Origin of the sequence: Rhizobium giardinii bv. giardinii H152 (assembly GCF_000379605.1) — a bacterium.
GTDB classification, from domain to species: Bacteria; Pseudomonadota; Alphaproteobacteria; order Rhizobiales; family Rhizobiaceae; genus Pararhizobium; species Pararhizobium giardinii.
This window is the reverse complement of record NZ_KB902680.1, coordinates 391,137-413,854: the sequence shown is the minus strand read 5'-3', so window position 1 is coordinate 413,854 and position 22,718 is coordinate 391,137. Positions and strand designations below refer to the sequence as shown.

20 protein-coding genes are annotated in these 22,718 nt (G+C 63.2%); 6 read left to right on the top strand and 14 right to left on the bottom strand.

Annotation, left to right across the window (positions count from 1 at the left end):
- Positions 1-52 precede the first annotated feature (52 nt).
- Both recQ and A3AY_RS0117775 read right to left on the bottom strand, forming a co-directional pair.
- Complete coding sequence (recQ, locus tag A3AY_RS0117780) at positions 53-1,912, bottom strand: DNA helicase RecQ (RefSeq protein ID WP_018327018.1); 1,860 nt, start codon at positions 1,910-1,912, stop codon at positions 53-55.
- 85 nt (positions 1,913-1,997) lie between these two features.
- Entirely contained in the window at positions 1,998-2,633 is a 636-nt protein-coding gene (locus A3AY_RS0117775; protein ID WP_018327017.1) for a LysE family translocator, read from the bottom strand.
- 222 nt (positions 2,634-2,855) lie between these two features.
- Between A3AY_RS0117775 and A3AY_RS0117770 the strand changes: the two genes are divergently transcribed.
- On the top strand, positions 2,856-3,983 hold the full coding sequence (locus A3AY_RS0117770; protein WP_234913022.1) for an acyltransferase family protein: 1,128 nt from the start codon (positions 2,856-2,858) through the stop codon (positions 3,981-3,983).
- A 15-nt stretch (positions 3,984-3,998) separates the two neighbouring features.
- On the opposite strand, the gene dnaG is transcribed toward A3AY_RS0117770, so the two are convergent.
- Positions 3,999-6,023, bottom strand: coding sequence for a DNA primase (gene dnaG, locus A3AY_RS0117765; protein ID WP_026203562.1), 2,025 nt, complete (start codon positions 6,021-6,023; stop codon positions 3,999-4,001).
- A gap of 180 nt (positions 6,024-6,203) precedes the next feature.
- Between dnaG and A3AY_RS0117760 the strand changes: the two genes are divergently transcribed.
- Positions 6,204-7,091 (top strand): hypothetical protein, encoded by an 888-nt coding sequence (locus A3AY_RS0117760; RefSeq protein WP_018327014.1) that lies wholly within the window; start codon positions 6,204-6,206, stop codon positions 7,089-7,091.
- Here the strand turns inward: A3AY_RS0117760 and A3AY_RS0117755 are convergent.
- Positions 7,066-7,524, bottom strand: a complete 459-nt coding sequence (locus A3AY_RS0117755; RefSeq protein ID WP_018327013.1) for a GatB/YqeY domain-containing protein — start codon at positions 7,522-7,524, stop codon at positions 7,066-7,068. The genes A3AY_RS0117760 and A3AY_RS0117755 overlap by 26 nt on opposite strands.
- Before the next feature lie 281 nt (positions 7,525-7,805).
- Here A3AY_RS0117755 and carA point away from each other — a divergent pair, with 281 nt between their 5' ends.
- Positions 7,806-9,011, top strand: coding sequence for a glutamine-hydrolyzing carbamoyl-phosphate synthase small subunit (gene carA, locus A3AY_RS0117750; RefSeq protein WP_018327012.1), 1,206 nt, complete (start codon positions 7,806-7,808; stop codon positions 9,009-9,011).
- 67 nt (positions 9,012-9,078) lie between these two features.
- Here carA and A3AY_RS0117745 read toward each other — a convergent pair whose 3' ends face one another.
- The 6 genes from A3AY_RS0117745 to A3AY_RS0117720 form a co-directional block, all read right to left on the bottom strand.
- Positions 9,079-9,462, bottom strand: a complete 384-nt coding sequence (locus A3AY_RS0117745) for a VOC family protein (protein ID WP_018327011.1) — start codon at positions 9,460-9,462, stop codon at positions 9,079-9,081.
- A gap of 96 nt (positions 9,463-9,558) precedes the next feature.
- Complete coding sequence (locus tag A3AY_RS0117740; protein WP_026203561.1) at positions 9,559-10,965, bottom strand: MATE family efflux transporter; 1,407 nt, start codon at positions 10,963-10,965, stop codon at positions 9,559-9,561.
- A gap of 156 nt (positions 10,966-11,121) precedes the next feature.
- A complete protein-coding gene (locus A3AY_RS0117735) occupies positions 11,122-11,811 on the bottom strand; it encodes a UdgX family uracil-DNA binding protein (protein WP_018327009.1) in 690 nt (229 codons plus the stop codon).
- A 38-nt stretch (positions 11,812-11,849) separates the two neighbouring features.
- Positions 11,850-12,959: a flavodoxin family protein gene (locus tag A3AY_RS0117730; protein ID WP_018327008.1), complete on the bottom strand. Its 1,110-nt coding sequence runs from the start codon at positions 12,957-12,959 to the stop codon at positions 11,850-11,852.
- Positions 12,960-13,054: 95 nt separating this feature from the next.
- Complete coding sequence (locus tag A3AY_RS35450) at positions 13,055-14,308, bottom strand: TCR/Tet family MFS transporter (RefSeq protein ID WP_051108360.1); 1,254 nt, start codon at positions 14,306-14,308, stop codon at positions 13,055-13,057.
- A gap of 159 nt (positions 14,309-14,467) precedes the next feature.
- Positions 14,468-15,367, bottom strand: a complete 900-nt coding sequence (locus A3AY_RS0117720) for a LysR family transcriptional regulator (protein ID WP_018327006.1) — start codon at positions 15,365-15,367, stop codon at positions 14,468-14,470.
- Between the two features lie 117 nt (positions 15,368-15,484).
- Between A3AY_RS0117720 and A3AY_RS0117715 the strand changes: the two genes are divergently transcribed.
- Positions 15,485-16,480, top strand: a complete 996-nt coding sequence (locus tag A3AY_RS0117715) for an aldo/keto reductase (RefSeq protein WP_018327005.1) — start codon at positions 15,485-15,487, stop codon at positions 16,478-16,480.
- A 113-nt stretch (positions 16,481-16,593) separates the two neighbouring features.
- Here the strand turns inward: A3AY_RS0117715 and A3AY_RS0117710 are convergent, their stop codons facing one another.
- From A3AY_RS0117710 to ypfJ, 4 genes are all read right to left on the bottom strand, one after another.
- A complete protein-coding gene (locus tag A3AY_RS0117710; RefSeq protein ID WP_085995044.1) occupies positions 16,594-17,928 on the bottom strand; it encodes an adenylate/guanylate cyclase domain-containing protein in 1,335 nt (444 codons plus the stop codon).
- Between the two features lie 116 nt (positions 17,929-18,044).
- Positions 18,045-18,374, bottom strand: a complete 330-nt coding sequence (locus tag A3AY_RS35445; protein WP_154663303.1) for a hypothetical protein — start codon at positions 18,372-18,374, stop codon at positions 18,045-18,047.
- 39 nt (positions 18,375-18,413) lie between these two features.
- A complete protein-coding gene (locus A3AY_RS0117700; RefSeq protein WP_018327002.1) occupies positions 18,414-18,749 on the bottom strand; it encodes a hypothetical protein in 336 nt (111 codons plus the stop codon).
- 130 nt (positions 18,750-18,879) lie between these two features.
- The gene (gene ypfJ, locus A3AY_RS0117695; RefSeq protein WP_026203559.1) at positions 18,880-19,809 is read right to left on the bottom strand and encodes a KPN_02809 family neutral zinc metallopeptidase; all 930 of its coding nucleotides are present in this window, start codon (positions 19,807-19,809) and stop codon (positions 18,880-18,882) included.
- Between the two features lie 184 nt (positions 19,810-19,993).
- Between ypfJ and A3AY_RS0117690 the strand changes: the two genes are divergently transcribed.
- Positions 19,994-21,016, top strand: a complete 1,023-nt coding sequence (locus A3AY_RS0117690; RefSeq protein WP_018327000.1) for a zinc-dependent alcohol dehydrogenase family protein — start codon at positions 19,994-19,996, stop codon at positions 21,014-21,016.
- 89 nt (positions 21,017-21,105) lie between these two features.
- Positions 21,106-22,515: an adenylate/guanylate cyclase domain-containing protein gene (locus tag A3AY_RS0117680; protein ID WP_018326999.1), complete on the top strand. Its 1,410-nt coding sequence runs from the start codon at positions 21,106-21,108 to the stop codon at positions 22,513-22,515.
- Positions 22,516-22,718: the final 203 nt, after the last annotated feature.

Below are 22,718 nucleotides of genomic sequence, written 5' to 3'. Positions count from 1 at the left end.
GGCAACACTGACAGGATGCTGAACGGCGGCAGGGACTTTGGCCGGTCGGTTCTCAATCCGCCGCGCGGATCGCTTCCAGAAACGCGGCACCGTAACGCTCGCGCTTAGTCTCGCCGATGCCGGGGACGCCGAGAAGATCGCTGCTGCTCGCCGGCCGCTCCTTGGCGAGCGCGATCAGCGTCGTATCGGGGAAGATGACATAGGGCGGCACGTTCATGTCCTTGGCAATAGAGGCCCTGAGCGTCCGCAGTTTCTGGAAAAGCTCCTGATCGCGATCGGACATGTCCGTTCGCGCAGCCGCGCTGCCGGACGATTTGCCATTGCGTTGCGCCTTGCCCGTGGTCGGCCTGTCCTTGCGGAAACGGACCTCGCGTTCGCGTTTGAACACGGCGCGGGCCTCCGGCTGCAGTTTCAGCGCGCCAAATGCCTGGTGATCGACGCTGACGAGGCCGGCGGCGAGCAATTGCCGATAGACCGACTGCCAGGTCTTCGACGGAATATCCTTGCCGGCGCCAAAGACCGGCATGTCGGCGTGGCCGAAGCGCGTCGTCTTCTCGTTGACGGCGCCAAGGAGCACATCGATCAGATGGCCGGTGCCGAAGCGTTCGCCGGTGCGATAGATGGCAGCGAGCGCCTTGATGGCGGCATCCGTGCCGTCCCAGGTCTCGACGGGTTTGACGCAGGTGTCGCAGTTGCCGCAATTGCCGCCGTGGGCCTCGCCGAAATGGGCAAGGATGGCTTGTCTGCGGCAGGTCGGGGTTTCGCAGATGGCAAGCAGCGCATTGAGCTTGGCGCGCTCGACCCGCTTGATGTCGTCCGCCGAGCCGCCCTCGTCGATCATCCGGCCGCGCTGGATGACATCGGCCATTCCATAGGCCATCCAGACATCGGACGGCAGCCCGTCGCGTCCGGCACGGCCGGTTTCTTGGTAATAGGCCTCGACCGAGCCCGGCAGGTCGAGATGGGCGACGTAGCGCACATCCGGCTTGTCGATGCCCATGCCGAAGGCGACGGTGGCGACGAGGCAGAGGTCCTCCTCCTTCAGGAACGCATCCTGGTTGGCATCGCGGACGCTGCGGTCCATGCCGGCATGATAGGCAAGCGCGCGGATGCCCTGCCCGTTCAGCCATTCGGCGGTATCCTCGACCTTGGCGCGCGACAGGCAATAGACGATGCCGCTCGAGCCCTTGTGGCGCGACAGGAACCGCAGCAACTGCTGGCGCGGCTGGTCGCGCTCGACGATCTCATAGGCGATGTTCGGGCGGTCGAACGAGGTGGTGAAGACTTGCGCCCCGCGCAAGGCCAGCCTGTCGATGATGTCTTCGCGGGTATGCGGATCGGCCGTTGCCGTCAGCGCCATGCGCGGCACGCCCGGATAGAGCTCGGCGAGATGACCCAACTCCCGATATTCCGGACGGAAATCATGGCCCCATTGGGAGACGCAATGGGCTTCGTCGATGGCAAAGAGCGCGATCCTCGCGGTGCCGATCATCTCCTTGAAGGCGGGCGTGACGATGCGCTCGGGCGTGACATAGAGAAGGTCGAGCGCGCCATTTGCAATCGCCCGGCGGACGTCGAGGAATTCCTCGCGCGTCAGCGACGAGTTGAGCGCGGCCGCCCTGACGCCGAGCTGTTTCAGCGCCTCCACCTGATCGCGCATCAGGGCGATCAGCGGCGACACGACAATGCCGACGCCGTCTCTGCAAAGGGCCGGGATCTGGAAGCAGAGCGATTTTCCGGCGCCGGTCGGAAAGAGTACGACGGCATCGCCACCCGCGACGACCCTTTCGACGACGGCCGCCTGCTTGCCGCGGAAGGCCGAATAACCGTAGACCTGCTTCAGGACGGCAAGCGGATTTTTCGCGCCTTCATTTTCGAACAGGGGATCGATGCGGTCTTGAATCTGCGGCATGGAATCGCTTTCTTGGGAGAGCGGGACTATGGCACAGTTTCAGCCGTTGCCGCGACCCCGTACCCGGCCAATGGCAAATCGGGGTTCACGCGGTCGCACGCCGATAGAACGCCAGCGAGCCGGCGAGCGCCAGAAGGGCGCCACCGCAGATGCGGTCGAGCCAGAGCGCACCGGAGGTCTTCAGCAGCCGCACGGCCTGCGAGCCGAGCGCCGCATAACCGAACATGACCAGAAAATCGATCATCGCGAAGACGAGGGCGAGAACGGCATATTGCGGGACCTGCGGTTCGGCGGGCGCGATGAACTGCGGCAGGAAGGCCGAGAAAAACAGGTAACCCTTGGGATTGGTGACCGCGACCAGGAAGCTTTTGAGGAAGATCGAGCGTGGCGATCCCAAGCCGTTCTGCGCCGTGCCGTGCAGCGTCTCGTTCAACGAGCCCTTGGAGCGCAGCAGCATGATGCCGAGGAAGGCGAGATAACCGGCACCGATCCATTTGACGACGGAAAACCAGAATTCGGAGGCTGCCAGCAGCGCGCCGAGCCCGAGCGCGACGGCACCGATCAGGACGAAATCGGACAGGACCGCACCGATCAGGCCGACCAGGGCGCGGCGCACGCCGAAACGCGAGCCGTTGGTCAGCGCCAGAAGCACGGTCGGGCCGGGCGTGGCGATGCCGATGAATGAAACGAGTGCGAAGGCAAACAGCGTGATCGCATTCATGAAATCCCTCCTGCGAATTGCAATCGCATCGGTGCAAACCTCCCCATGGAAAGGCGACTTTTGCAATTCCTCGGCCGGTCGGCAAGAGGCGATCTTGCTCTGCAGCGGTTCGAACGGCTCTCTCTCGACCGCGACGCGACGAGATTAGGAGCCGCGACCAATTTTCAGGCCTGACTAAAAATTGCTGCAGTGCACCTGCATGGTCCAGATACGACAATAGGAATGAACAGTGGTTTGATGCGGTATGTAAAAGAATTCGAAGCCCTGCGCGGCGTCCTGGCGATCTGGGTTGTGATCGGGCATGTGGCAACGGCGTCGGCTGTGCATGGACGCCTGATCGAAGCGAAGCTCTATAATGTCTACGCCGTCACCGTATTCATCCTCTTGAGCGGCTTTGCCATTGCTGCCTTGATCGACACAAAGCCGGAGGGCTACGGCCTCTACATCACGCGGCGCGCATTGCGGATTTTCCCGGTCTACCTGTTTTACTTGGCGCTCTCTGTCCTCCTGGTCGATTTCGCCCTTACAACCTGGCTCGATGCGCCGTCCGGCGTCATGCAGGCCGCGAGAACAACGATCGCCGCCGATACGCTCGCCTATTGGCCCTGGCATCTCGCAGCCCACTTGCCGGCGCTGCACGGTCTCGTGCCGCCGCGCCTGCTGCCCTCGACCGACTACGCCTTTCTGGGACAGGCCTGGAGCATATCGCTTGAGTGGCAATATTATCTGATAGCGCCCTTCTTCATTTCCCTCCTGACGTCGAGGATGAATGCCGTCCGCTGCGGGTCGCTGCTTGCCGCCGCGCTTGTCATTACCTTTATCCTGCCGCGAATGCCGGAAAGCTTCATTGGCCGGTGGCTTCTCGATTTCACCCTCGGGATCGCGACCTTCTACTTCATGAAATACCGGGCGAAGGAGGCTCATCCCCTGCGACTGATCCCGATCGTGAAAACATGGGGGCTCGTCATCGCAGGATTGCTGCTGCAGCACTCCGTCGGCGTCCTGCCCTACCTGATCTGGGCAACGGTCATCATGCTGGTAATCCGCGCCCGCGAAACAGAAGACGGGGTGGCCGCGCTTTTCAGCAGGATGGCGACTGCACGGCCCCTGCAGTGGGTGGGAAACATGGCCTACTCGGTCTATCTCTCGCACATGATCGTCCTGATCGTGGCCTTGCGTGCGATCGAGGTGCTCGGCATCCATGACCCCTGGCCGCAACTTGCCTTTCTCATCTGCACAACGCTGATCGGGACTTTGCTGATCTCGCGGCTTTCCTATGTCTACATCGAGTTGCCGTTCCACCAATATGGCCGAAACATCGGCAGGAGCACGCAGGCGGCAACCGCCTGACAGGCGGGCGATAGACTACTTCCCCGCCGGCCCTTTCACCCGCCCCGACAGCACGCCGAAACCGTCGATGATGGCTTCCTGGTTTTCCAGCCGCGTCACCTCCAGCTGGACCTCCTGCAGGTTGCGCAGGATCTGGCTGACGGCGTCGTCGTCGCCTTCTTCGGTGGCGTAGGCGAGTTCGCTCTCGAGCTCGCGGCGCTGCCAGAGCAGCGCCTTGGTGCGCTTGTGCAGCGAGAGCGCCTGGATATAGCCCTCGCGCGCATCCTCGGGGGCTGCGGCGGTTGTTGCGGTCCAGAGGCGCGCGAAGCGGATCTGCTGGTCGAGCGATTTCAGAAGCTCGCCAAAGCCTTCGGCCTCCAACTGCTCGACGAGGATTTCCCGCGACAGGCGGGGCCCCTTGGCCGCGGCGGCATTGAGCACCGACGACCAGAAGCGCTGGAGGTCGCGGTTGTCATAGTCGATCGCGGAAATCTCGTCATATTCCTCAAACAGCAGTTGCGGGTGGTTGACGATGGTGAGCGCCAGCACGCTTTCCCTGAGCGGCGGCAAGGCCTGATGGCCGCTGACGAGCGACGAGCGGGCAAGCCGGTCGGAGATGCCGCTACGCTCTGAGGTGCGCGGCCCGTTTGGCGCGCCACGGCCCTGCCCGCCATTCCGGCTGGTGCCGTGGCGCTGGTTGCGATCGAAATTCCGCTGACCGTTCTGCTGGCGCGAAGCGCCCTGGAAAAACTGGTTGAGGCGGTCGCGGACATCCTGGCCATAGTGGCGGCGGACATTTTCGTCGGCGATGACGGAGACGACCTGTTTCAGCGTCGCTTCCAGTTGCGCCCGCTGCTCCGGCGTGTCGAAGTTGCCGGCCTGTGCCTCGCGCAGCCAGACCATTTCCGACAGCGAGCGGGCCGAGGCAAGCACCTTGTCGAACGGCGCGCGGCCCTCATGACGGACGAGATCGTCCGGGTCCTTGCCGTCCGGCAGCATGGCGAAGCGCACGGAGAAGCCGGGTTTCAGATGCGGCAGCGCCAGATCGACCGCACGGTTGGCGGCGCGGATGCCGGCACTGTCGCCGTCGAAGCAGAGGACCGGCTGCTGGGTCAGCTTCCACAGCAGCGCCATCTGGTTTTCGGTGAGCGCGGTGCCGAGCGGCGCGACGGCGTTCTCGATACCAGCCTGATGCAGCGCGATCACGTCCATGTAGCCTTCGACCGCAATGATCGTGCCGGCAGCATTCTCGTTTTGCGCGGCGTTGCCAACGCGGCCGGCCCGGGACATCGCCTTGCGGGCGCGGGCGAAATTGTAGAGCACGTTACCCTTGTGGAAGAGTTCGGTCTCGTTGGAATTGAGGTACTTGGCCGGCGCATCCGGCGACATCGCACGGCCGCCGAATGCGATGACCTTCTCGCGCGACGACAGGATCGGGAACATGATGCGGTCGCGGAATCGGTCGTAGGAGACTGGGATGTCGGGTCCGTGGACGACGAGGCCGCAAGCCTCGATCTGGTCCTTCGGCACGCCCTTGGCCGCAAGATGCTCCTTCAGCGCGTTGCGGCTTTCGGGTGCATAGCCGAGCCGGAAGGTCTCGATCGTGCGGCCGGTCAGGCCGCGATCGCGCAGATAGGCCCGCGCCCTGGCGCCACCCGCGGTCTGCAACTGGGCTTCGAAGAACTGCGTCGCCATTTCCATGACGTCCTGCAGGCCGGTGCGCTGGCGGTCGCGCTTCTCGGCCTCGACATCGGGCTGCGGCATTGCGACGCCGGCAAGGTCGGCGATCTGCTGCACGGCTTCGGGAAAAGCCATGCCGTCGAGATCGGTCAAGAAGCGGAAATGATCGCCCGACACGCCGCAGCCGAAGCAGTGGTAGCGTCCCTTGCGGTCCTCGCAGTGAAAGCTCGGGGATTTTTCACCGTGGAAGGGGCAGCAGGCCCAGTAGTCGCCGCGCGAGGCATTGGTCTTCTTGCGGTCCCAGGTGACGCGCTTGCCGATCACGTCCGATATCGGAACGCGGTCGCGGATCTCGTCGAGAAAGGAGTTGGAAAAACGCATGAATACCTCTGGGCCGGCTTCCATATAAGCGGCAATGACGGGCCGCGCCAGCAAGGCTGCGCATCATACCCGCAATTCACAGGTTGGAGACACCGACACTCGCAAGGCGACCGTGAATAAAAAGTTGAACCGACACGTTGGACAAGCGATACATCGCTGCTCCTCCTTCCGGAATCCCCAATGCCCCTCACAGCCGACGATCTTGTTTCCAGCAGTGCGTTTTTTGCAGCGATACGCCGGCTCGCGGTCGAACTGACGGCGATGTACGATGAAAACCCTCGGCTGATGTCGATCTTCGCCTCCCATCAACGCTGGCTGATGGCGCAACTGGGTCTATCGCTCCACTACGGGCGTGATCCGAGCGATCCCGCCAAGGGGCTTTATGTCGGGCGTTTCGTTTCGGCCGCGGTGGAGCACGGCATTGCCAGCCGCAACACCGCCGCTGCCTTCATCCAGGAAATGCTCGCCTATCGCTTCGCCCGCCACAGCGACAACCCGCCGGACAATCGCATGCGGCCGCTGGAGCCGACGGATGTGGCGGTGCAATCGGTGGTGAAGTGGCTCTATGCCCATCTTTCCATCCTCGACCATCTGGATGGCGGGACAAGGGCAGAGGCGCTCGCCGCGGACCCGGCACTTTTCACGCAACTCCAGCCCGTCATAGCGCGGGGGATTCTGGAAACGCACGAGGTGCGCCACCCCGGCGAGACCTTCAATCTGTTTACCTGGGCCAATGCCGGCGGCGTCGTGATGGATTCCTTCATCGCCAGGATCGAAGATTTTGATCCGGATGCGCCGCGAACCCTCGTCGGCCCGATTTCGCCGGCAGATATCTGCCGGCGCTACATGATCTCGAAGACGCACCTGAAGCGCTTGCTGAACAAAGCGGCCGAGATGGGCAGCCTTGGCTACGAAACCGCCGCCGGCCGCACTGCGCTGTGGCTGTCGCAGGGTTTCGTGCGGGAATACCTGACCTACCAGGCCGAGAAATTTGCGATCATCGATGCGGCCTTCCATCGGCAGGCCGCATCGGCACCAGCGGTCAGAGAGCTGACAGCAGTTCCTTGAGGACGGCGGACGCCTTGGCGAAATCCATCTGGCCGGCATAACGCTCCTTCAGCAGCGCCATGACCTTGCCCATGTCCTTCGGCCCGGCGGCGGCCGTTTCGGCGATCGCAGCCGTGACATTCGCCCGCATTTCGGCTTCCGACAATTGCTTCGGCATGAAATCCTGCACGACCACGATCTCGGCGCGTTCCTTGGCAGCAAGTTCGGGGCGGGCGTTCTCTTCGTAGATCTTCGCCGATTCTTCGCGCTGCTTCACCATCTTGGCAAGGATCTGCAGAATTTCGTCGTCGCTGGCATCGCCCTTGCCGGCGCCGCGATTGGCGATGTCGCGGCTCTTGATCTCGGCTTGAACCAGCCGGATGGTCGACAGCCGCTCCGCATTCTTCGATTTCATTGCATCCTTGAGGGCGGCGGCGAGTTGATCGCGCATCATTGTCCTTACTCCTGTTGAATGGCGCTACATAAACCAGCCGAACAGCCGCGAGCAAACGAATTGCGCAAATCACCGGTAAAAGCTGAAGGAAAAGCCGTATCCGTCCGTCTTCAAGATTGACCTTATGCGACGCGGCAGCTATTTACCGTCACCTGCACAAACATCGTGACCAGGCCTGACAGCGCGCGCCCAACGCCCGCTTCTGTGCACCTGCGAACCAAAACGGCCAGCCGGCGTCCCATGGAACGTCCGCCACACGCCGCCTGAACGGGATGAAGACAATGACCGGCACCGCGCCCTGGACCACCGCAAAACCAACCGCACTGCTCGTTCTTGCCGATGGCACGGTCATCGAAGGCAAAGGCATCGGCGCCACCGGCAAGGTACAGGCCGAAGTGGTCTTCAACACGGCGCTCACCGGCTACGAAGAGATCATGACCGATCCTTCCTATCTCGGCCAGATCGTCACCTTCACCTTCCCGCATATCGGCAATATCGGTGCCAATGACGAGGACATCGAGGACCTGACGCCGGCAGCCCGCCACGGTGCGGTCGGTGTCATCTTCAAGGCCGACATCACCGATCCTTCCAGCTATCGCGCGGTAAAACACCTTGACGCCTGGCTGAAGGCCCGCGGCATCATCGGCCTCTGCGGTATCGACACGCGGGCGCTGACTGCCTGGATCCGAGAGAACGGCGCACCGAACGCGGTGATCGCGCACGATCCGAATGGCGTCTTCAACCTCGACGAACTGAAGGCGGAAGCCAAAGCCTGGAGCGGTCTCGAAGGCCTCGATCTTGCCAAGGTTGCCTCTTCCGGCCAGTCGTCGCGCTGGAGCGAAAAGCCCTGGGTGTGGAACGAAGGCTACGGCGAGCTTGCGGAAACCGAGACGACGCATCACGTCGTGGCGCTCGATTTCGGCGTCAAGCGCAACATCCTGCGCCTGTTCGCCGGCCTCGGCTGCAAGGTCACCGTCATGCCGGCAACGACCAGCGCCGAAGAGGTGCTGGCGCAGAAGCCGGACGGTATCTTCCTGTCGAACGGCCCGGGCGATCCGGCCGCCACCGGCGAATACGCCGTTCCGGTGATCAAGGACCTCATCAAGAGCAACATCCCGCTGTTCGGCATCTGCCTCGGTCACCAGATGCTGGGCCTGGCGCTCGGCGCCAAGACCGAGAAGATGCACCAGGGCCACCACGGCGCCAACCATCCGGTCAAGGACCACACGACGGGCAAGGTCGAGATCGTCTCGATGAACCACGGCTTCGCAGTCGACTCCAAGTCGCTGCCTGAAGGCGTTGAAGAGACTCACGTTTCGCTGTTCGACGGCACCAATTGCGGCCTGCGCGTCACCGGCAAGCCGGTCTTCTCCGTGCAGCACCACCCTGAAGCCTCGCCCGGTCCGCAGGACAGCCACTACCTCTTCCGCCGCTTCATCAATCTGGTGCGCGAGAAGAAGGGCGAGCCGGCGCTGGCCGAACGCTGAGCGCCCAAAGACATTTTGGAAATGACAAAGCCCCGGCACTCCAAACGAGCGCCGGGGCTTTGTCTGTCTAGCCGTTGAAGACCACCGCCAGCTTGTTGCCGGCCGGATCGCGCAGATAGGCGGAGTACCAGTTCGGTCCGTATTGCGGACGCGGCCCGGGCGCGCCCTCGTCGGTGCCGCCGTTCGCCAGGGCCGCCTCGTAGAAGGCCTCGACCGCGGCATGGGATTTCGCCATGAAGCCGACCATCGTGCCATTGCCGGGCACCGCCGGTTCACTGTTGAACGGTTCACAGACCCAGAGGACGAAGCCCTCGCCGGTGCCGCCTAAGGAGTAGCCGCGCCAGCCCGGAAAATTGGCATGCACCCCCCAGCCGATCATGGAAAGGGTCGCGTCATAGAAGCTCGCCGATTTCGCATGATCCAGTGTTCCGACAGTCGCGTAGGCGCTCATTTTTATCCTCCGTTCGATCAACAAGTGATACGGCAGGAGAAAGAACATATCAAGAACAAATATCACGCAGCGACACTGATGTTCGGCTCACCGGTCCTAAGCCGGCAAGGCCAGCAACTTCCTCTCGCGCGACAGGAAACGGAAGAAGCGCCAGGTGAGCGTGATGCTGGCGGCCGCAAGGCCGAGCACGAAGCCGTACCAGACACCGACGCCGCCGAAGCCGAAATGGAAGGCCAGCAGATAGGCGGCGACAAAGCCGATCGGCCAATAGGACACCAGCGCCAGCATCATCGGCACGGTGGTGTCCTTCAAGCCGCGCAACATGCCGGCGGCGAGCGCCTGCACACCATCGACCAGCTGGAACGCGCCGGCAATGACGATCAGCGGCCCGGCATAGGCGAGAACCTGCGCCGCATCGGGCCTGCGCGTATCGAGATACATCGCGGCAAGCTCGTGCGAAAACACTGCGAAGACGACACTGCCGATCAGGGCAAAGCCGCAGCCGATGACGAGAACCGCGATCGCCGCCCGCTTGATGCCTTCCGCGTCGCGGCGGCCATGGGCAAGACCGATCCTGACCGTTGCCACCTGCGCAAGGCCAAGCGGTACCATGAAGGCGATCGAGGCGAACTGCAGTGCGATGCCGTGGGCGGCAAGCTCGACGGTGCCGATCATGCCCATCAGCAGCGACGCGACCGTGAACAGGCTGACTTCGGCAAGGATGGTGACGGCGATCGGCAGGCCGAGCTTGAGAACCTCCCGCAACACCGGCCAGTCGGATCGCCAGAAGCGGACGAAAATCTCGTAGCCGCGGGTTTCCGGCTGGACCTGGATATAGGCATAGAGCAGCACGAAGCTCAGCGTGTTAACCGCCAATGCGGAAATCGCCGCACCGACGATGCCGAGCGCCGGCGCACCGAAATGGCCGAAGATGAAGACATAGCAGAGGGCGGCATTGGCGACGAGCACGGCGATCGTCACATAGAGGATGACGCCGGCGCGCTCGAGCGCGCTCAGGAAGCCGCGCAGCACCATGAACAGCAGCGCCGGGAACATCCCCCATAGCGCGACACGCAGATAGCTGCCCGCAAGGGCCGCGACTGCGGGCTGCTGGCCCATCGACCGGAGGACCGTTTCGGCGTGCCACAACAGCGGCGTGGTCAAGACGCCGTAGCCCAGCACCGCCCACATGCCCATGCGCACGGCTCGGCGGACAGCGACGCGGTCGCCGCGTCCTTGCGCCTGCGCCACCATCGGGATGACGGCATTGGCAAAACCGGAGCCGAAGATGAAGACGGTGAAGAACGTCTGCGCGGCAAGAACCATCGCGGCAAGCTCCGTCGTTCCGAGCCGGCCGACCATCAGAACGTCGGTGGCGTGAATGGCGAACTGCGCCAGCTGCGCCCCGACGAACGGCACGCCGAGCGCGATGCTGGCGCGGTAATGCGAAGGCCAGGAATTATCGGTGCGGACGCCCGTTGGGGTTTGGGTCGAAGTCAGCATGACGAGATTTGAGCCCTTGGCTTCGTCGCAACCGGAATGGGTCGCACGACGGAAGAGACGGAAATAGAACAACCACCGGTAAAGCACCAGCAACAAAGACCAAAGTGCTTATTTTTTCATCTAAGCATCACAAAAATTGATCATTTTGCGGGCGCTTCATTCAACGGCGACGCGAGGCGCGTTCCGTTCCTCTCCTTCACCGAGGAATGACGCCACGCGTTCCAGATCCTCGACGAAAGCTTGCCGTGCCGCTTGCGCCTCGGCTCGGTCGCGGATCCGCAGCAGGTAGGACGGATGGACCGTCACGAGCAACGGCGTGCCGTTCACGGTCTTGACGATGCGACCCCGTTCCTGGGTCAGCCCAACGGAGCGCCCCATCAGCGCGTAGAGAGCCGTTGCCCCCAGCGCGACGATCAATCTCGGCTCGAGCAGTTCGATTTCCGCTGCCAGCCACCAGGCGCAGCGCTGGATCTCTCCCGCATTGGGACGGGCATGCAGACGCCGCTTTCCCCGCCGCTCGAACTTGAAATGCTTGACGGCGTTGGTGACATAGCAGAGCGCGCGATCGACGCCAGCCTGCTCCAGGCATTCGTCCAGCAGCCGGCCGGCCGGACCGACAAAGGGCTTGCCCGCCTCGTCTTCGCGGTCGCCCGGCTGTTCGCCGACGAGAACGACCGGAGCATGAGGGGGCCCTTCGCCAAACACCAACTGGGTCGCGTCCTTGTAGAGGTCGCACCGCGTGCAATGCTCTGCCTGCCGGTGCAGCGCTGCGATGGAGGCGCCATCGGCCCGCTCGCCGGTGAAGGCGGGTGGCGGTTTCGGCTTGCGCGGGGTCCTGACCGGCATGGCGTGTTTCCCTTGAGGATGGCATCTCGCCCAACGCGCTATTTCTGCCGCGGTTCCTGCAGCTCCGCCCCGGCCGTGACCAGCTTGCCCGCCCGCTTCGCGAGCACGGCCTCGAGCAGCGTTTGCGCGGCGTTGCGCACCTCGTCGTGGATGGCGGTATCGGCATCGAGTTCCTCATGCGAGACCGCGTATTCCTTCCAATAGCCGATGTAGCGATCAAGTTCGGCAAGCGGCCCCGCCGGCGTCAGCTGCATGTATTTCATCCAGTCCGACAGGCTGCGCCGGACGTTTTCCGCGCCCTCGACATCGCCGTGGACGATGACGGAGAAGAGCCGACCGGCCAGGTGCCGCGGATAATGCCAGCCCTCCATCTCGATCTTCTTGGCAAGTGCCGCATCCTTGCCCTTCGTCAGAGTGGGGTCGGGATTGCCGCCATCGGCACAGACCAGCCGATCCATCATCAGCTTGATCGGCGAGGAAACCTGGTACCAGCTGACCGGCGAGACGATCATCACGCCATGGGCGGCGACCCACATCGGATAAATCTCGTTCATCCAGTCCTGCGCCTGGCCGAGCGAATGATTGGGATAGCAGGAACAGGGCCAGTGACAGAGGGCCGGCGATGTCGAAAAGCACGCCTTGCAGGGATGGATATGCCGTCCATATTCGGAGGCGAGACGATCGAGTTGCAGAACCTCGACCTCGACATCGCCTCGACGCTCGATGACTTCGCGCGCGATCGCGACCAGCCGATAGGATTTCGACATTTCGCCCGGACAGGTGTGCTCGCTGCGGGCCGAACCGCTGATCAGCAGGATGCGCGCCGGGGCAGACGGATCGTCGTGCCGCCGCTGGGCGTCCTCGATCGCCTGACGGGCGGCGATCCAGTCGACCGAAAGGTCATAGTCCGGGTCGGCATAGCCAGGACCGGCTTTTTTCGTTTCCGGGCTTTTGCGGTGATGGTCATAGGCGTCCCACGCAGCCGACGCGATTCTGTCGAGTTCGGCGGCCAACGGATCAAAGGCCCTGTCCTGAAACTGGATGAGAAAGCGACGCTTGAATTCGCCCTCGTCGAGCCGCGGGCTTGGCGACCCCTTGCGGGGGACCGGGACACGTCGTTCCTTGCCATTCCCTGCCGTGCCGCTCATGTTCGATCCTCCGCTCGACGCACATGATCATCAAACGGAGAGGTTTGCCGAATGTTCCGGCGACCACCCGCGCAGAGACGGGCCGGGCAGCGCGTTCAACCGGGCTGGGTCGCGTTCCCCGCGCCAAGTTCGGCAGGGGCCGGGCGCACCTTCAGGAGATAGATGGCGATCGCGCCGGCGACGAAGACGGCGGCAAGGATATAGGGCGCCCCGGCGAAGGTGACGGGCGCCTGCGGCGCGGTGAAGACACTGAAAATGTGGGCGAAGATCAGCGGGCCGAGGATCGTCGTGAAGCTGGAAATGCTGGACAAGGCACCCTGCAGTTCGCCCTGCGCCGATGGCGGCACCTTGGCCGAGGCGATGCTGCGCAGCGGCGGGTCAGCGAGCGCTTCCAGGCAGGTGGTAAGGATGACGGCATAGATCATCCAGCCCTCGACGGCGAGCGCATAGCCGACAAGGCCGAGGCCGGTGAAGATCAGGCCGACGGCGCCGGCCTTCCATTCGCCAAGCCACGGGATCGCCTTGGGCAGGACAAAGGCCATGACGAGGGCGCCGCAGACGCCGAAGATGCCAAGCGACAGACCGATCTGCCCCTCGCTCCAGCCGTAGCGATGGGAGGCGACGAAGGACCAGACGGCGGGATAGACCGCATGCGCCTGCCAGAGCAGGAAGAAGACAAGCAGCACCCAGCCGATGCCGGGATAGTTGCGCATCTGCTTCAGGGTGCCGAGCGGATTGGCCCGCTTCCATTCGAAGCGGCGGCGGTTGTGGCTTTCCAGCGTTTCCGGCAACAGGAACAGGGCCACCAGGAAATTGACGAAGGACAGGACGGCCGCGCCGTAGAAGGGAATGCGCGGCCCGAATTCGCCGAGAACGCCACCGAGAACGGGGCCAAGCGCAAAGCCCGTACCGAAGGCGATGCCGATCAGGCCGAAATTCTTCGCCCTGTTGGTGTCGTCGCTGACATCGGCGATATAGGCGGCGGCGGTCGAGAAACTTGCGCCGCTGATGCCGGCGAGCACCCGGCCGACGAACAGCATCCAGTAGCTGACGGCGAGCGCGCAGATGAGGTTGTCGAGCGCGAAGGTCAGCACGGAAGCAAGCAGGATCGGCCGGCGGCCGAAACGATCGGACAGGTTTCCGATGAGTGGCGCAAAGAGGAACTGCATGCCGGAATAGACGAGCAAAAGCCAGCCGCCATCGACCGCCGCCTCGCTGATCGCACCGCCCGTCAATTCCTTCAGATAGCTGGGCAGCACCGGCATGATGATGGCGATGCCCATGATATCGAGGAACAGAATGACGAAGACGAGGGACAGGCCGCGCCGCGCTGATCTGGCATCGAGCATCGAACAAACCTCTTTTGGCGGCTGCTGCAAAAGAATACGGAACGCGAACGGAAACCGGCACGCTGTCTTTATCGAAATTCCTCGACCGAAACAATCCGTGAACATTTCAATGTTCGTGATGGGTGGTACTGGAACATTGATGCGGACGCCGCAAGCGCCCTACCCTTTCGGCCGGGCCTTCAGGAAATCGACGAAGGCCCTAAGGGGCGGTGGCATATGCTTGCGGCTGGCATAATAGAGATAGGGGCCGGGGAAGTCCTGCGCCCAGTCTTCCAGGATGGGCACAAGCTCGCCGCGGGAAATGGCGGGCGCGAGGAACTCCTCGAAGGTGGCGATAATGCCAAGACCGGCAATCGCGGCGCTGATCTCCATTTCGAGGCTGTTGCTGGTAACGCGGGCCTGCGGCGAAATACGGATCGTCTCCTCGCCCCGCTCGAATTCCCATGACGGCATGCTGCCGCTGGCAAAACGGTGGCGGATGCACGCGTGATCGAGCACCTCCCGGGGATGAAGGGGCTCCCCATGCGCCAGCAGATAGGCGGGGGACGCAGCGGTGACGAAACGCTGCCTGCGCGGGCCGATCGGCACGGCGATCATGTCCTTTTCCAGCCGTTCGCCATAACGCACGCCCGCATCGAAACCGGCGGCCAGCACGTCGATGAAGCTGTCGTCGCCGCTAACCTCCAGCATGATGCCGGGATAGGCTTTGAGAAAATCCGCAGCGATTTTGGGCAGGACGGCGCGGGCAACGACGGTGGCGACGTTGAGACGCAGCGTGCCGGTGGCGCTGTCGCGAAGACTGTTGACCTGTTCGAGCGCGGAAGCAACCTCGCCCAGCGCTGGAGACAGGCGCTCCATCAGCCGCTCGCCCGCCTCCGTCAGCGTGACGCTGCGGGTCGTACGGTTGAGCAGGCGAATGCCGAGCCGTTCCTCGAGCCTGCGCAGCGCCTCGCTCAGCGATGACGCCGATACGCCCCGTTTGCGGGCGGCGGCGCGAAAACTGCGCTCACGCGCGACAGCGGTGAAGGCATCGAGGTCGGCCAGCGGCAGATCGGTCATTGTACGATTTTCCAAACAGCTTGTGCGCTTTAAGACGGATTATCGCACAAAGCATATCGCTGTAAAACCGCCTCCGAAACAAGACGCCACGGCGCGCCAGACAACAGGAGAAGCGACATGAATCATGTTCAACTCGGCAAGACCGGCCCTTCCGTCTCGACCCTCGGCCTCGGCTGCATGGGCATGTCCGGCATGTACGGCCCCTCCGACCGGCGGACAAGCATAGCGACGATCCATGCGGCGCTCGATGCCGGCATCAATCTTATCGATACCGGTGATTTCTACGGCATGGGCCACAACGAGATGTTGATCGGCGAGGCGCTGAAGGGCGTCGCCCGCGATAAGGTGATCCTCAGCGTCAAGACCGGCGCACTGCGCGATCGCGATGGCGGTTTCAACGGCATTGACAACCGGCCGGCGGCGCTGAAGAACTTCATCGCCTATTCGCTGCAGCGGCTCGGCGTCGACCATATCGACATCTATCGGCCTGCCCGGCTCGATCCCAACGTGCCGATCGAGGAAACCGTGGGCGCCATCGCGGACATGATCAAGGCCGGCTATGTCCGCCGCGTCGGCCTGTCCGAAGTGGGCGCAAGCACCATCCGCCGCGCGGCGGCCGTGCATCCGATCGCCGATCTGCAGATCGAATATTCGCTGATATCGCGCGGCATCGAGGACAGTATCCTGCCCACCTGCCGCGAGCTCGGCATCGGCATCACGGCTTATGGCGTTCTCTCGCGTGGCCTGATCAGCGGCCACTGGCAGAAAGGCCAAGGCTCAGCAAAGGGCGACTTCCGCGGCCAAAGCCCGCGTTTCATGGGCGAGAATGTCGACAGGAACCTCGCGCTCGTCGAGGCGCTGCGCAAGATTGCCGACACAAAGGGCCTCTCGGTCGCGCAGATCGCCATTGCCTGGGTTGCGGCACAGGGCAGCGATATCGTGCCGCTCATCGGTGCGCGGAAGGTCGAGCGGCTCGAGGAAGCGCTGGGATCGCAGGATGTGCATCTGTCGCTCGCCGATCTCGCCGCAATCGAAGCCGCCGTGCCACGCGGTGCCGCGGCCGGAGGGCGTTATCCGGAGGCGATGCTCGCACATATGGACAGCGAGAAGTAATTTGCGTGAAAGGCACGGGGCACCGACCGGCTCTCGCTCCATGCCGGGAAATCCCGCATTCGGCCACCGAACATAGACGAGCTTGCACCATTCGCTCCGGCGTGCATTCGCGCTTATTCGGGCGCGGGGTTGGCGGTGTAGATCTGCCACTGTCCGGGAACGTCGCGCAATTGTGCCGCAGCGCGCTCTTCGAACGTGATCCCCGCCCCGACAACGAGGTCCTTGACGGTTCGCGAAACGACGATGTCCCCGATCCCGGCATAGCCGAGCAGTCGCGAGGCGAGGTGAACGGCAATCCCGCTCAAGTCATGGCCACGCCGTTCGCATTCGCCCGTGTGCAGCGCTGCGCGAATATCGAGGCCAAGCCCCGACGCACTAGTACGGATCGCGCCTGCGCATTGAATGGCTTTGGTCGGACCTTGGAAGCTTGCAAGGAAACCGTCGCCCGTGGTGTTGACTTCGACGCCGCCGAAACGGCGCAGTTCCGTGCGCACGAGGTCGTCGTGGCGGCGCAGCACATCCCGCCACCGCCGGTCCCCCAGTTCTGCCGCCATGGACGTTGAACCGATGATATCGGTGAAAAGCACGGTCAAGAGAACGCGCTCCGAAACGGGCTCCGGGCGCATGCCGGTCAGGAACTCTTCGATCTCGTCAAGCGCGCGATCCGCGTCGCCTGCCCAGATGACGTGATCGTCGCCCGGAAGCTCCACCCATTTGGCGCCCGGAATGCGATCGGCGACAAAGCGCCCCTCTTCGACGTTCACCCAGCGGTCTCCCGTGCGGTGCAGCACAAGAGTGGGAACATGGATGGCGCTCAGGATACTGCGCACATCGATTTCGGTGTTCCAGCGCCAGAGAGCGATTGCGTCCTGCGGCGATGCAGAATTGCGCAGATAACCCGCAAGCCAGTCCCGCGCTTGCCTGTCGTGAGCGAGGCTTGGAGCGGCGTTGCTGAGATCAAAGGCACCACCCCAGTCGCGCGCGATCGAAGCGAGTTCTTCCTCGACCTGCTCTGCCGTCTTGGCCCAGGGATAGTCCGGCGCCCACAGGCCTTTCGCGAAGGAACCGTTCAGCACCAATGCCACGGTGCGCTCCGGATAGGTCGCGGCAAACAGCATGGACATGTTGCCACCCTCAGAAGTGCCCATCAGCACCGCGCGGCGCGAACCCACCGCGTCCATCACGGCCTGCACATCCTGCATGCGTTGCTCGAGCGTCGGAAAGCCGACATTGCGATCCGACAGACCGGTACCGCGCTTGTCGAAGAGAATCAGCCGCGCAAAGGCACTCAACCGCTCGAACACATGCACCAAACGCGGGAATTCCCAGGCATGATCGAGATTGGAGACCCAGCCCGGAATATAGACTATGTCGAGCGGCCCATCGCCCACCACCTGATAGGCAATGCTCAGCCCGCCGCTTTGCGCATATCGGGTGCTTGGTCGCATGCGCCAGAATAGCATTGGCCAGCCGTCGTGTGAATGACGGGCGCGAGGAACCGGTAGCCGCGTTAAACCGGAGGCTGAAACCCTAAACGGCCTGCGGCCACGCCGATGCCGACTGGTTATCTCACATAGATGATCTTGCCACCATTCAGCGCGGTCTGGACGCCGACGACATTGGAGGCATTGATGCGCTTTCTCTGAAGGACCGCGCGGATCGCGGCATTGGTGCGGATCTCCTGCTGCGCCTGCGCGAGCGTTTGCGGCGACGGATTGCGATATTTGTAAGGGACCTGCAAAATGTCGTCCGGGGTGAAATAGCTGCTAATCCTGACGACGGTAATGCCGACGCTGGCCTGCGCGCCGGATCGCAACGACTGCGCCAGGCCGGGGCCGACCGCTCCGGTCAAGGCAAGTGCCGCGGAAAACATCAGTATCATGGCTCTCTTCATGTTCTCTGCCTCTCACGGTACGGGACGGGCGCTGCCCGATCAGCGCGCATAAATGATCTTGCCGCCATTTGCCGCGGTCTGGACGGCCACGACGTTCTGCGGATGGATATTCCGGCGTACCAGAGCGTCGCGAAGAGCGGCATTGGAGGCGATTTCATCCTGCGCGCGGGCGACGGTTTCGGCAGAGGGATAGCGATAGATCAAGGGAATACGGTCCTGGTCATCATGATAGCTTGGCCGCATGACGATCACGAGCAATCCGGGCTCCAGGGGCCGGCCAAAAAGAAAGGTGCCGAGCGTTCCCGCAGCGGCCGGGGCCGCTGCCGGCAGGGCCAGCGCGCCCGCGGCAAATACGAGTGCGACGAATTTCCTCATGTCTCTTCTCCTTCATCGGCAAGTTGCTTTGCGCGCCGTTCAATGGAAAGAGATATAAGTCGCGCCTGCTCGTTTTGCGATCAGCAGCCATGCGGGTACACGATTTTTTGAGCAGGCGTCCGACGCCCGCTCAGATGTCGCTGTTGAACGTGTCGCAGGAGGAGAGCTTGCCGGTGTCGAAGCCGCGCTTGAACCAGGTGGAGCGCTGCGCCGACGTGCCGTGGTTGAAGCTTTCGGGAACGACGTAGCCCTGCGTGCGCTTCTGCAGCGTGTCGTCGCCGATCTGGGTGGCAGCGTTCAGCGCCTCTTCGAGATCGCCCTGTTCGAGAATCCCCTTCTGCTCAGTATACTTGCCCCAGATGCCTGCAAAACAATCGGCCTGCAGTTCCACGCGGATCGACAACTGATTGGAGGCGGCCTCGCTCATCCGCTGGCGCTGGGCGTTCACCTTCGGCAGGATGCCGAGCAGGTTCTGCACGTGATGGCCGACCTCATGGGCAATCACATAGGCCTCGGCGAAATCGCCCGAGGCATCGAAGCGCTGCGCCAGTTCGTCGAAGAAGGCCATGTCCAGATAGACCTTGTGGTCGCCGGGGCAATAGAACGGGCCGCTGGCGGACGACGCCATGCCGCAGGCGGAATTGATGCCGTCGCGGAAGAGAACGAGTTTCGGCTCCTGATAGGTTTCGCCATTCGCCTGGAAGATGCCGTTCCAGGTGTCCTCGGTCTCGGCCAGCACCGTCGCGACGAAGGCCTTGGCTTCTTCCTCCTGCGCGGAGCCCCGCGGTGACTGCGTTTCGGTCTGCTCGACGCCGGGCGATCCCACCTGCCCGCTCTCCATCACCTGCAGGAGGTCGATGCCCATCATCTTCAGGACGAAATAGATGACGACGAGGAAGATGATCGTGCCGATGCTCATGCCGCCGCCGCGGCCGCCACCGGTCGGAATGCGAAAGCCGCCGCCCCGCCCGAAGGGGCTGCCGCCCAAGCCGCCACGAGAAGGGCTGGATCCGCGAACGTCCTCAACATTGCCCGATTGGCGGCGGCCTCTCCACTCCATGATGCGATCTCCCAGTCTCTGCTTGGCGGCTATCAAGCCTTTGTTGGCAACCATATAACGCGCGAGACGCAATTTTGTGCAAGATCAAAACGATAAAGTTGCACGTGGTCAAATCCTGCGATGCCGCTGGCAGCACCGGCTTTGCCGTGCCAGTATGCGATCACGTTTTGGGAGGAGCGACGACATGAAGGCCATGCGGCTGGAATCGATCGGCAATCTGGTCGTGCGTGAGATCGAGAAGCCCGTTCCCGGCCCCGACGACCTGCTGGTCCGCGTCGAGGCCTGCGGCATCTGCGGCACCGACCGCCACCTGCTGCACGGCGAATTTCCGTCGACGCCACCCGTAACGCTCGGCCACGAATTCTGCGGCATCATCGAGGCGATGGGCGAGGACGTCAAAGGCTTCAGGCTCGGCGGCCGCATCACCGGCGATCCGAACATCGCCTGCGGCCGCTGCCCGCAATGCCACGCAGGCCGGGTCAATCTCTGCCGCAACCTGAAGGCCATTGGCATCAGCCGCGACGGCGGTTTTGCCGATTATGTCGTGGTGCCGCAGAAACAGGCCTTCGAAATCCCGCTCGACCTGCCCGCGACGCACGGCGCCTTCTGCGAGCCGCTCGCCTGCTGCCTGCATGGCGTCGACCTGGCAGAGATCAAGGCCGGGTCCTCCGTCGTGGTACTCGGCGGCGGTGTCATCGGGCTGTTGACGGTACAGCTTGCACTGCTTGCCGGCGCAACGACGGTCATTCTCTCCACACGCCAGGAAGCGAAGCGCAAACTGGCCGAGGAGCTCGGCGCCACCGCCAGCGTCGACCCCTCCGCCGGCGATATCATCGGGGAGATCACCGGCCCCGGCGGCCTCGTGCCCGGCGGCGTGGACGTGGTGATCGAATGCGCCGGCGTTGCCGAGACCGTCGAGCAGTCGACGCGCCTCACCCGCGCCGGCGGCACCGTCGTCATCCTCGGCGTGATGGCGCAGGGCGAGACCGTCCGGATCGAGCCGTTCGACATTCTCTTCCGCGAACTCCGGGTGCTCGGCTCCTTCATCAACCCCTTTACCCATCGCCGCGCCGCCGACCTCGTGGCGTCCGGCGTCATCAACGTGGAAAAGCTGATCTCGCGGACAATCACGCTCAAGGAAGCGCCGGAGGTGATCCGCAATCCACCCGCTGCGGGAGAAGTAAAGGTTCTGGTGGTTGCCCGATGATCCAAGCTGGCCTCGCAGCAACCGTGCAGGAGCGCAGGGGAAAGCAGCAATCCGCTGTCAGCGAGCCGGATTTGGTGTAGACTGTGCAAATGAGTGAAGCCCAGCCTTTATTCGCAACGCTGCGCCAATCGGCAAAGCCTGACATTGTCGATGCTCTCGAGCGGCTCGTCCATGACGCACCCGACCGCAAGCTTGGTCGTGTCAACGCGCTGGCGTTTGCCGCAAGCGAAGGGCTCGACGAGGAGCAGGCGATCAACGGGTTCCTGCACGCGTCCCGGCTCGGCCTGTTCGAAATGTCGTGGAACATTCTTTGCCCCGGTTGCGGCGGAGTGCTCGACGCCAATACCTCGCTGAAGACGGTGCAAAACGATGTCTACCACTGCGCGCTCTGCGCCGCCGGCTACGAGCCGACACTCGACGAGATGGTCGAGGTGACGTTCACGGTCAATCCGCGCGTGCGCCACATCGAAGCCCATAATCCGCACGAACTGCCGCCGCTTGAATATTTCCGCCAGATCTATTGGGGTTCCGGCATCGACCTGCCCGACGAGAATTACCAGGCAAAGGTCGAGGAATTCGTCCTCGAGGTGCTCGAACTGCCGGCCGGAGAAAAGGCCGTCATCTCGCTGCAATTGCCGGAGGCGTTCGTGATCGTCTTCGAACCGGTGACACATGCAGCGCAGTTCGTCGACGTGAAGGGCGAACCGACCAAGGAGCGGCAGACCCTCTCGCTGGTCTTCGATCGCGGGTTCCGGCACAGCGACACTTTGCAGCTACGGCCGGGCCCGGTGCGCATCCAGGTGGAAAACCATACGGACGTTCGCACCTTGCCGTCGGTGTGCCTGGCGAACGACGCGCTGCACGACATGCTCGGCCGCCGCCGCCCCTTCCTGACCGCCAAACGTCTGCTCTCCAACCAGACGTTCCGCGACATCTACCGCACCGACACGATCGATGTGGACCAGCGGCTGAAGATCACCAGCCTCACCTTCCTCTTCACCGATCTGCGCGGCTCGACCGAACTCTACGAGCGGGTCGGTGATCTCGCCGCCTTCGATCTGGTGAAGACGCATTTCAGCATCCTGCACGAGATTGTCAGGGCCGAGGCTGGGGCCGTCGTGAAGACGATCGGCGATGCCGTGATGGCCACCTTCCCGACGCCGGACCGGGCAGTCGCGGCCGCCATGCGGATGCGCGAGGCGATGCGCCGGCTCAACGAAGAACGCGGCGGCGAGGACCTGCTTCTGAAAATCGGCATCCATGAAGGGCCGTGCATCGCGGTCAGCCTGAACGAGCGGCAGGATTATTTCGGCCAGACCGTGAACATTGCCTCGCGCGTGCAGCATCTCGCCACATCCCGCGAGATCTTCGCCACGGGCTCCGTGCTGGAAGATCCCCGTGCCTTCCACATCCTGACGGAGGCGGGCGTGACGCCGACATCGCACAATGTGGCGCTGCGCGGCATCACCGACCAGATCAACATTTTCTTGATTCCGTGAATATGATGATCGGTACTGATGTCGACACGTCGATCATTGTCGCTGCCTTGAGCGTGCCGGCGATGCCGTCCATCTCGTTCTTGCGTTGGAGCACGGCGCCACGATCATAACGCGGAACAAGCGTTTCGCCGCAGCGGGTACTATGTGCTCCGTCCTGCTTCGCAGAGAGGACTTCTTATCCCTCGGTAACCGCACCCGAACTT